Source organism: Halomonas colorata (genome assembly GCF_014897985.1).
Classification (GTDB): Bacteria; Pseudomonadota; Gammaproteobacteria; order Pseudomonadales; family Halomonadaceae; genus Vreelandella; species Vreelandella colorata.
Window position 1 is genome coordinate 18,446 of sequence record NZ_JABUZA010000055.1, and the last position, 9,439, is coordinate 27,884.

Annotated in this window: 9 protein-coding genes and 1 pseudogene; 8 read left to right on the forward strand and 2 right to left on the reverse strand. The window is 48.5% G+C overall.

The window, feature by feature from the left end; translation table 11 throughout:
* The first annotated feature begins 3 nt into the window (after window positions 1-3).
* The 5 genes from phnH to INT33_RS19040 are packed head-to-tail and all read left to right on the forward strand — an operon-like array spanning window position 4 to window position 4,756.
* Window positions 4-561: a phosphonate C-P lyase system protein PhnH gene (gene phnH / locus INT33_RS19020; RefSeq protein WP_048766753.1), complete on the forward strand. Its 558-nt coding sequence runs from the start codon at window positions 4-6 to the stop codon at window positions 559-561.
* Window positions 561-1,574 (forward strand): carbon-phosphorus lyase complex subunit PhnI, encoded by a 1,014-nt coding sequence (locus INT33_RS19025; protein ID WP_016239120.1) that lies wholly within the window; start codon window positions 561-563, stop codon window positions 1,572-1,574. Before phnH ends, INT33_RS19025 begins: the two co-directional genes overlap by 1 nt.
* A complete protein-coding gene (locus INT33_RS19030) occupies window positions 1,571-2,383 on the forward strand; it encodes an alpha-D-ribose 1-methylphosphonate 5-phosphate C-P-lyase PhnJ (protein WP_048766754.1) in 813 nt (270 codons plus the stop codon). Before INT33_RS19025 ends, INT33_RS19030 begins: the two co-directional genes overlap by 4 nt.
* Complete coding sequence (locus INT33_RS19035) at window positions 2,376-3,140, forward strand: ATP-binding cassette domain-containing protein (protein ID WP_016239122.1); 765 nt, start codon at window positions 2,376-2,378, stop codon at window positions 3,138-3,140. Before INT33_RS19030 ends, INT33_RS19035 begins: the two co-directional genes overlap by 8 nt.
* Window positions 3,140-4,756 (forward strand): porin, encoded by a 1,617-nt coding sequence (locus tag INT33_RS19040; protein ID WP_193092729.1) that lies wholly within the window; start codon window positions 3,140-3,142, stop codon window positions 4,754-4,756. Before INT33_RS19035 ends, INT33_RS19040 begins: the two co-directional genes overlap by 1 nt.
* A 261-nt stretch (window positions 4,757-5,017) precedes the next feature.
* Here the strand turns inward: INT33_RS19040 and INT33_RS19045 are convergent.
* Both INT33_RS19045 and INT33_RS19050 read right to left on the reverse strand, forming a co-directional pair.
* Window positions 5,018-5,629: pseudogene (locus tag INT33_RS19045) on the reverse strand (TRAP transporter large permease subunit); the annotation flags it as partial.
* Entirely contained in the window at window positions 5,559-6,320 is a 762-nt protein-coding gene (locus tag INT33_RS19050) for a DNA sulfur modification protein DndB (RefSeq protein ID WP_247716659.1), read from the reverse strand. The gene INT33_RS19050 and the pseudogene INT33_RS19045, both read right to left, overlap by 71 nt.
* Window positions 6,321-6,484: 164 nt before the next feature.
* On the opposite strand from INT33_RS19050, the gene INT33_RS19055 reads away from it, so the two are divergent.
* From INT33_RS19055 to INT33_RS19065, 3 genes are all read left to right on the forward strand, one after another.
* The gene (locus INT33_RS19055; RefSeq protein WP_193092730.1) at window positions 6,485-7,492 is read left to right on the forward strand and encodes a PIN domain-containing protein; all 1,008 of its coding nucleotides are present in this window, start codon (window positions 6,485-6,487) and stop codon (window positions 7,490-7,492) included.
* Window positions 7,493-7,546: 54 nt separating this feature from the next.
* Window positions 7,547-8,443, forward strand: a complete 897-nt coding sequence (locus INT33_RS19060; RefSeq protein ID WP_192524526.1) for a hypothetical protein — start codon at window positions 7,547-7,549, stop codon at window positions 8,441-8,443.
* Between the two features lie 124 nt (window positions 8,444-8,567).
* Window positions 8,568-9,439: IS1380 family transposase (locus INT33_RS19065; protein ID WP_193092731.1), on the forward strand; the 872-nt coding region annotated here is incomplete at its 3' end.

Sequence of the window (9,439 nt, forward strand, 5' to 3'; positions counted from 1 at the left end):
ATCATGAAAATACCTTTACGATCTGAGCACAGACATGACGATGAGTTACATCGGCAGACGCGTACTTATCGGCGACTACTGCATGCCTTTGGTTACCCAATGCGCATACAGCAACTAGAAGAGCGTGCTATTCATTGCATCGTTGACTGCCTTCTAGACAGCCAAACGACGGTAGCTATTGAGGTGGAAAATAAGGAATTAACAAGCCGTATTTTGAATACAGGCGCAACCTTGAGCCAAACTCCCGAATGGGTTTTTGCAGGTTCTCAACGGCATCACTTACAACATATTCCAGCAGGAAGCCGTGAGGCGCCTGAAAGTGGGGCAACCCTTGTCATGGAAATAGCCGCCATATCACCTACAAACGGGGGGCTTGCTATACGAGCCACCGGTGCAGGACTCAACAAACCACACACTTTATATTTTTCAGGGTTACATCAAAATGTAGTCATTGATCATATTGCTTTTCGTGCCGATTACCCGCGTGGAGTGGACCTACTACTATGCGCTGACACGCAGCTGGTTGTATTACCACGTCACTTAACTTTGGAGATCATTTAATGTACGTACCAGTAAAGGGTGGTGAACAAGCAATTGCTGCTTCCCGTATAGCCGTAGAACGGAGTCGCCGAGGCGACGACACAATCCCCGAGATTGAAATTAATCAAATCATGGCACAAATGTCGTTAGCTCTTGATCGGATCATGAGTGAGGGGGGCTTATACGATCGACGTTTTGCTGCTATTGCCTTTAAGCAAGCTCAGGGAGACATTGCCGAAGCGGTATTTCTCGTACGTGCTCATCGCGCGCAATTAGCCAATTTTGGCTCAAGCCAAAACATAGATCTAAAAACAATGCATTACAGTCGCCACATTTCCGCCACGCAAAAAGAGTTGGCTGGAGGGCAAATTTTAGGCGCCACTTACGACTACACCCACCGCTTACTGAATATGGATTTAGAACACTCTCGCCCTCAGTGCGAGTTACCTAAATCAGTGATAACAGCTCCCTCATCGCCCTCTAGCTCTGAGCCACTGTACGCAGATCTTATCCGCACCGAAATATCTAAAGCTCCGATAGACATTACGCGAACTGTTTTGCCTTCTTTACCTGATCCTTGCGAGCGTCTCGCTCATCTCGCTCGTGGCGAAGAAGGCTACTTAACTGGATTAGCTTACGAGAGTTTGCGTAAAGCCTCAACGAGTCATCCCTATGTAGCGCAATTAATGAGAGGGAGCGTTGAAATATTCGTAGAGCTGGAAGACCTCAATTTAACCGTATCCATTGGTGAGGTTGAGTTAACTGCCTGCACTACTGTGGCTCCAAATTTTAGCTCATCTCCACATTTAGAAGCGGGTTTTGGTATTGCTTTTGGAGCTAACGAGCGTAAAGCCGTCGCCATGGCAATCGTAGATCAGCACTTTAAAATTGAGGGTGCTACCAGTGATGCACTCATGCATACCGACGGAGTCGCTGCATCCGGCTATGTCAGCCATTTGAAATTACCTCATTACTCTGACTTTGATGCTGATTTAGCGCGTTTACGCCGAGTTCAGGCTAAGGAGGAAATATGAATTATGCCTACCTTGATCTACCGTCCAAACAAGAAATACGTCGTAAAACCCTAAAAGCACTCTGTCTACCTGGACGTCAAATACCTTTCTCAGCTCCTGAGCTACCCATTGCCTATGGTTGGGGGGTAGGAGGCATGGCTATTACCGCTGCCTTATTAGAACCGAATGACACGTTAAAGGTAGTCGATCATGGTTCGGATGATACCGTTAATGCCCTGAATATCGCGGATTTTTTTACTAAAACGGCAAACATATCAATTACGACAACAAGCTCAAAGGCTACTCTCATTCAAACGCGTCAGCGAGTCCCTGAAAGCCCGTTGCGGGAAGAGCAAATTGTGGTGTACCAAGTTCCTCGACCTGACCCTCTACGTGGATTTATTAATGATGCGGCCGAAGCACTGACACGGCACGCACATCATGATTACGGTGTCGTGTTAAGCGCTCTATTTGAAACATGGTTGCAACAAGATGAGGCGTGCTTAGGATACGACCACCCTGTGATTGTTAATGATGGGGTCTTAATGTCACCGTCGCCTATTCCTGCTATGGATAACCCCCGCATGGCGATGATGCCTGCTATTCAGATTTTTGGCGCCGCACGCGAGCGACGAATTTATGCATTGCCTGCCTATACACCCTTAGCAAACTTAGCTTTTGTTGACCTGCCTGCTAGCCTGAAAAAAGTCGATACAGCATGTTGTATCTGCGGCTCATCTATTCATTATTTGGATAATATTGGTACGTCAAACACCCCCCATTGGGTATGTTCCGACTCCGAAGCATGCAAGGAGCGCGCTCATGTTTAGCTTGCCAGATCCCGTGCTGACAGCACAGGCTATCTCACTTGAAATAGCTGGGCACCGTATTTTGTCGGATTGTCACCTCAAGCTTTATCCTTCCGAGGTTCTCGCTTTAGTCGGCCCCTCAGGTGCTGGAAAATCAAGTCTTCTGAATATACTTGCTGGACGACAGCTATCTAACAACTGTCAGGCTCTTTCCCTTTTAGGCCAGGATTTACTACGTACCAGTCTTTATCAAACTAACCTTTTACGTCGGCGGGCGTGTGGCTATGTGGCTCAGGATGCCAGCACAACCCTAAACCTGAGACAAAGTGCCGCCACTAATATCGTACGTCGTCTTTTTGATTTAGGTGACAACCGTGCGGTTGATGCACTCAAACAAGCACAAAAATGGGGCCAGCGACTTGGTTTATGTCCAGAACGATTACATGAGCCAGTGAAGAACTTTTCGGGAGGGATGCGCCAACGCGTACAAATCGCTGCGGCCATGATCCATCAGCCGAGCATTTTATTTTTAGATGAACCCACTGCTGGTCTCGACTCAGTCGCTCAAGCAGATTTTTTAGATGTGCTCTCTAATTTGAGAAACCAAACACAGACTGCCATGGTGTTTGTGACTCATGACTTACGTCTAGCTCGACTCATTGCTGATCGGGCCATCGTGATGGATCAAGGCCGCATCGTCAGCGAATCCATTATGGATCGTTTGCTTACTGAGCCTGAGCATCTCATCGCCCAAGCTCTTGTTAAGGCAATGATTTAATGAATAAACCAACTGTGATTTTGCAGTATGAAGGCAATGGCATACATCATGGGCCACTTCGCATAACGGCACAAACAGGGCAGATCGTACAGATCTGGGGAGCGTCAGGCTCAGGAAAATCGACTTTGCTCTCACGAATTTGGGGAAGTCGAAGCTTAGGAACGGCACACTTGTGCATACGAACCCACGATCAGCAGTTCACACCAAGCACAATGACACCCGCCCACTTTGCATTTCTACGCTCACGATTAATGTCGTACGTAGGGCAACATCCTACCGTACTACCTCGCGAAAAACTTGTGGATTGGTTTGCTCTAGTCCCCACAAAGACAGTACTCGACGGACTAAGACTGCTGGACCTCTCTCCTAGCTTACTCTCTCGCTATGCCTGTGATGTCTCTGGTGGTGAACTACAGCGTTTTATGTTGCTTCACGCTTATTTTTCTTCTCCTCCAATCTTACTTTTAGATGAGCCCTGTACAGGATTGGATCCAGAGCGTAGTCATCAGGTGAGCACGCTTTTATTACAGGCTAAAGCCGCTCAGAAACTGGTTATTTACACCAGTCATACGAGTGCCAGTTGGGTGGATCAGTCAATCTCTTTATCACGGCAGTGTAAAAACAAACTCAAAAAGATAAATCAGGGAGTAAACATGTTGTTGAACAACAAAAAATGCCATGGCATTTCTACATTGGCACTAGTAGCAGGTTTAGGGTTTTCAGGAACCACACAGGCATTCAATGTGTATGAAGACGGAGAAACTTACTTTGACCTATATGGCCGTATACACTTGACGTTAAACAACGATGACGGTAACGACTATATTAGTGAAGAAGGTTCACGCCTTGGCTTTAAAGCTGGACATAGGATAAATCCTAAGCTAGAGGGTTTTATAAGAGCCGAGTTTAGATTCACCGCTAATGATCGTGACGAGGCACGGCCTAACGTCATTGATGATATAAGGAACACATATGTAGGGCTACGATTTGAAGACGTCGGAGCCGTAAAGGTTGGTAACTTTGACTCCATCTATTATCAGAACATATCCAAGGTTATCAATGTAAGAAATACTGTGGATTGGCGAGCCTTGGCAAAAGGTGGTGCCCGCGCCCGTGGAAACTCTATCTCTTTTGAATCCCAAAGTTTCGATGGCTTCAGCCTGGGTGTCGCTGGAAAGCTCGATCCAGAAGATGAAGATGCAGGTGAAGAAGAAACACTTAACCTAATGGGATATGTAGCCTATGAAACAGGCCCGGTACGTTTTGCCGCTGGCTATGATGAAGCAGAAGGTGATGATGATGCTCTACTCGGGGCAAGCGTAACCTACAAAATATCTCCACAGCTAAGTGTCGGTGCGTTATTTGAAGAGCAGGGAGATATTCGTCATTATGGTATAGCACCCGTTTTTAGTTACTCAGAAGGCAAAATATACGGGAACGTCAGCTATATGGAAAATAGTGACATGAATTTGAGTGACGTCCAATACGTTGCGGGTGGCAGCTACCGGCTTAGTGATCCAATGTTTGTATATTTAGAATATGCTAGCAGTACAGATAGGGAGATCAATGCGATTGATAAGGATTGGTGGGCTTTAGGGGTTCGATACGATTTCTAAGTTTCACAGAGCCCATTAATACAGGTCTACACAGCACCCCGAAAGTTGAACTCCCAGTTCGACCTTCGGGGTTTAAATCTCGATAGCCTCAAAAATCAAGCGCAACGCCGGTGGAGCTGGTGAAATTGATCCGCCGCATGTCGGGGTGGGCAATTAGATGGTGCACAGCCGGGTACTGCCCGGAAACCTTCATGATGAAGGTATTACCGCACACCACAGAGACATAGCGCTGGCTTGGGTACAGGCAAGCGTACTCACCAACTAGAGCAGAAACAGCGTGCTCAAAATGGGGAAGGCGATTAATAGCGCTAGTCGTATTAAGTCAGAAACCACAAAAGGCGCCACCCCTTTAAATATCTCCCCTAGCCCGACATGTGGCGCCATCGCTTTAATCACAAACACGTTCATCCCCACCGGCGGGGTCATTAGTCCCAGCTCAACGGTCAGTACGGTCAAAATACCGAACCACACCGGGTCGATGCCCATCGCCTGAATAATCGGGTAAACCACCGGCACGGTGATCACCAGCATCGCGATGGAGTCCATGAACATGCCCAGCACGAAGTAGAGCGCCAGGATGCACAGCACGACGACGATGGGCGTTAGATCCATACCGTAGAGTAGGTCAGTGATGGAGAACGAAATGCGCGACACCGAAATGAAGTAACCCAGCGTTTCGGCCCCTACCAGCATAAAGAACACTACCGCGGAGAGCGCCAATGTCTCTTGTACGCTATGCCATAGCTGCGCGCCGCGCATGCCTTTCGCTAAGGCGTAGAGCAGCGTAGCGAATGCCCCAACGCTAGCGCCTTCCGTCGGCGTAAAGGCACCAAAATAGATACCTAAAATCATCACCAGGAAAACGCCAAAAAAGGTACTGGCCAATGTCGCGGGCACGCTTCTCGTTGAGGCTGCGCTGGGCGCGCAGCTCGGGCGGCACGTCCTCTTCATCGAAGACGAACAGCTTGACCAGAACCCCATAGGGAATTTGGGCTATGTAGTATTCCTTGCCCGCCTGGATGCCGCGCACGGCCGGGAACGAGTAGGTGTGTTCCTGGGCGGCCTCGGTGATTTCGCTGGCCGCTGCCTCCCGGCGAGCCGCCGCTTCGGCGCGCTCTTGGCGCTCGGCCTCGACACGCTCGATCTCGGATCGGGCCTGGGCACCATAGCGCTCCACCAGCTCATCGAAGGACAAGCCCAGCGCCGCTAGGCGCCCAGCGTGACGCTCTACCCGGTCGCCCTGAGCCTCGGCATGAGCTGCGCGCTCGGGGTTGTACAGTCCCGGCTCCCAGATCGCTACCAGCAGCGCCACAGCTTCCGACTCCTGGCGTTGCTCCAGGGCAGCCGCCAGAACTTGCGGGTAACGCTCGCCCTTATCTAGCTTGTTCTCGTTCTCGACCACCACGAACGCCTCCAGCGTCTCGGCCTGACGATTCAAGCGGTGCGCTGCGTCGGTAGCGGCATGATCAGCCTTGTGGCCGGACACCACCTCGGCGGATTGGTAGGTCTTCGGGGTGCGGGCGTGGGTTACGACCGTCTCGGTTACGCTCATGACATAGAACATGGTGCTAACTCCTTTGGTTTGTCCCAGCCGGGGATGGAATGGGTTTTGGAATTCCGAGAATCAAATTGGCTAAAAAATGCATCGAAGCCGACGCTCGTACCCCGCGCGCTTTATGCGGGCGTTAACTTGAGCCAGAACCAATGACAAGGGAGAATAAGGATCATATGAATTACATCTTTCTCGATACATGTGTTTTGCTAGATGTTTCTACGAAAAGAAGTGATCTCCCTCTTGTGTCTGCACTAGAGGAGCTGGTGAGTTCGAACAGCGTAAAATTAGTCTTGGCTGACCTGGTTATTGATGAGTATGAGCGAAATAAGGAGAGTGTGGCGAAGAAAACTGCGCAACGACTGTCTCAAGAATTTAAGCAGGTCAAGGCTGTGGTAAATGAGTTTGCTGGTGAAAAGCAAGGAGCGACCATAGACGTTCTGAATGATATCAATGCAAGACTGCCCCTTTTAACCGAGGCAAATTACGCAACTATCCATAGAGTTGAAAGACTAATTGAATCGGCAGTGGTAACTCCAGTTAGTGAGCGTTCAAAAATCGCTGCCATTCAACGTGGACTAGAAAAAAGAGCGCCTTTTCATATAAACAAAAACTCTGTCGCAGATGCTGTTATCATTGAGCAGTTTTTTGAGTTTATGAGTAGCCTAAATCGTAGCTGTGATACTTGTATTTTTGTTACCCATAACCATAACGACTTTTCCTCGAAAGATCATCGAAAACCGCACTCGGATTTTGACGAGATATTTTCATTTTCTAATTCTTTATATTTCAATAATCTAACTCCAGCTATTGACCACATTGATCCTGATTTGCTTGCCGAAGTCGAGTTTGAACATGATTTTTCAGAAGAAACCAGAGGGTTGAGAGAAATATTAGACTCCATGGATGAGCTTGTCGATAAGGTCTGGTACAACCGTCATCAAAACCGTATATGGCTCATCGAAAACGGTGAAATTGAAATCGTTCCTGAAGGAACTGAGCGCTATGGCTCAGATGTAATTCATGATCATATCCTCCAAGGTGCTATTAAATCAGCTGAACGCATTGAAGAGAAATATGAAGATACAGGCCCATGGAGTGACTTTGAGTGGGGAATAATCAACGGGAAGTTATCAGCGCTGCGTTGGGTTCTAGGTGACGAATGGGATATGTTGGACACCTAAGTTAACGAAGCATTACAGATAGATAGTTAGGTGCTTGTTGCCAGAAAGGCACGCATGCGCACTCATAAACCGTTAAATTTAGGGGGTTTTGTGCCTGAATGGGCTATTAGATTCTTTGATTCGATCTCATCTGTAACATCAGCAGCTAGAGCACTAGGTACGGTTTTGCTTGTTCTATTGCTCTGGAGGCCAGCCTCAAAACTATTCTCTAATATTGGCTTTCCCGATGATTACATAATTCTTTTCCTGACAGTTGGAGCGTTCTCCGTTTCATACCTTGTAGTCAGGTTGCTTGAAATTGGATGTCTCAAGATCTTAAGTTTGCAGAATGATCGAAAGGCTAGTTTAAGAAAAGAGAGAGATCTGGCCAACTTTAAAAAAAAGGTGAGAATGACCCTGCCACACCTCAATCCCAAAGAACTCAGAGTTCTTCGGGAATTGGTTGAATCAGAGCAGCGCATGGATATCCGGGAAAAGGAAGTTAGCTGGCTGAGCAAATCGGGTTGGATCACAAAAATACATCAAGCACCCGCTGCTGAGTTTTTTTTCCAGCTGAGCCCTGTAGTACGTCCACTTTTTATTGAGTTCGAAAAAAATCGTTTTAAGGGGATGGTGAATCAAACGATTTCTAATCTTACTGAACCGCAGCGAAATTTTTTGGAGCTTTTTTGGCAAGAGCCGATAATTCATGGCACAAGGGAAAGCCAAAATTCAATGCCTTACAAAATCTACCATGCTGGCTTGGGATTAGTCACTGTACTTGGACTTTCAAAATCAGAATGGCGAGAAGGTGGACACCTGTGCGAGCGATTTGCACTTAATAACTATGCAAAGTCGAGATTGGAAGATGAGGTTTATGGTATTCCTCCTGTTCGGATTGAAGTTGATCTGAACCTCGAATATGTAGAAGGTCCCGGTTCCTCAGGTGGTGGAGCGCGAGGTCGGATTTAACAATCACAGGCATCAGTATTGACCACTAGCCTGGATTTCTCACGGGGTATAAAAGAAAGCGGCTGAAAGTGCTATGATTTCAAGAGCCTAACCAATCCATCAAGCACCAACAACCGCTTCCAAAATGGTACCTGAAAAACTGACCTTCTCGCCACTCTCACGCCGCCAAATTGAAGCCGATTTCTCTGGGGGCCACATCACCTCCGATGCTGGATTGCTCCTGCTTCGTGAAGTCGATAAGCAACATCGCCTGACGCACCGCTTGGCCTCCGTGCTTCATGATCCCCGCGCACCGGAACAGGTTCGTCACAAGCACGACACTCTGGTTCGTCAGCGAGTGTTCGGTGTCGCCGCGGGCTACGAAGATTTCAACGACCATGAGGCCCTGCGCTATGATCAGGCCCTCCAGACAGCGCTCGGTGAAGAGGATACGCTGGCAGGCAAGTCAACGCTGTGCCGGGTGGAGCAGAACGCCGATCGGCAAGCAATAGTGAAGGCCCATGAGTTGCTGTGGCATCACTTCATTGAACAGCATGACGAACCACCCAAGGAGATCGTGCTGGACTTTGATGGCACCGACATCCCCGTGCATGGCGAGCAACCCGGCAAGTTTTTTAACCGTTATTACGATCACCACTGTTACTTCCCGCTGTATGTCTTCTGTGGGCGCCACTTACTGGTGAGCTATCTGCGCACCAGTGACCGCAGCGACAGCCGCCATAGCTGGGCGATCCTCGCCTTACTGGTACGCTTTATCCGTCAATACTGGCCCGATACGCGCATCGTGTTACGAGGTGATAGCCACTTTTGTCGTCCCCGGATGCTGAACTGGTGCGATCGGCATCACGTCGACTACATCGTGGGAATCGCCAAGAACAGCCGGCTGCTTAAGGAAGTGGATGTGCCCATGATGCTGGTACGCAAGACCCAATGGCAGGTGGGAGGGAAAGTGGCAGAGACGTTTCGCTTTCCGTATCAAGCACACTCCTGGAAATA

Coding starts and splice junctions, on each gene's coding strand:
- phnH (WP_048766753.1), top strand. CDS start 4: ATGAAAATACCTTTACGATCTGAGCACAGACATGACGATGAGTTACAT.
- INT33_RS19050 (WP_247716659.1), bottom strand. CDS start 6,320: ATGTTCTATGTCATGAGCGTAACCGAGACGGTCGTAACCCACGCCCGC.
- INT33_RS19060 (WP_192524526.1), top strand. CDS start 7,547: ATGCGCACTCATAAACCGTTAAATTTAGGGGGTTTTGTGCCTGAATGG.
- INT33_RS19040 (WP_193092729.1), top strand. CDS start 3,140: ATGAATAAACCAACTGTGATTTTGCAGTATGAAGGCAATGGCATACAT.
- INT33_RS19030 (WP_048766754.1), top strand. CDS start 1,571: ATGAATTATGCCTACCTTGATCTACCGTCCAAACAAGAAATACGTCGT.
- INT33_RS19025 (WP_016239120.1), top strand. CDS start 561: ATGTACGTACCAGTAAAGGGTGGTGAACAAGCAATTGCTGCTTCCCGT.
- INT33_RS19035 (WP_016239122.1), top strand. CDS start 2,376: ATGTTTAGCTTGCCAGATCCCGTGCTGACAGCACAGGCTATCTCACTT.
- INT33_RS19055 (WP_193092730.1), top strand. CDS start 6,485: ATGAATTACATCTTTCTCGATACATGTGTTTTGCTAGATGTTTCTACG.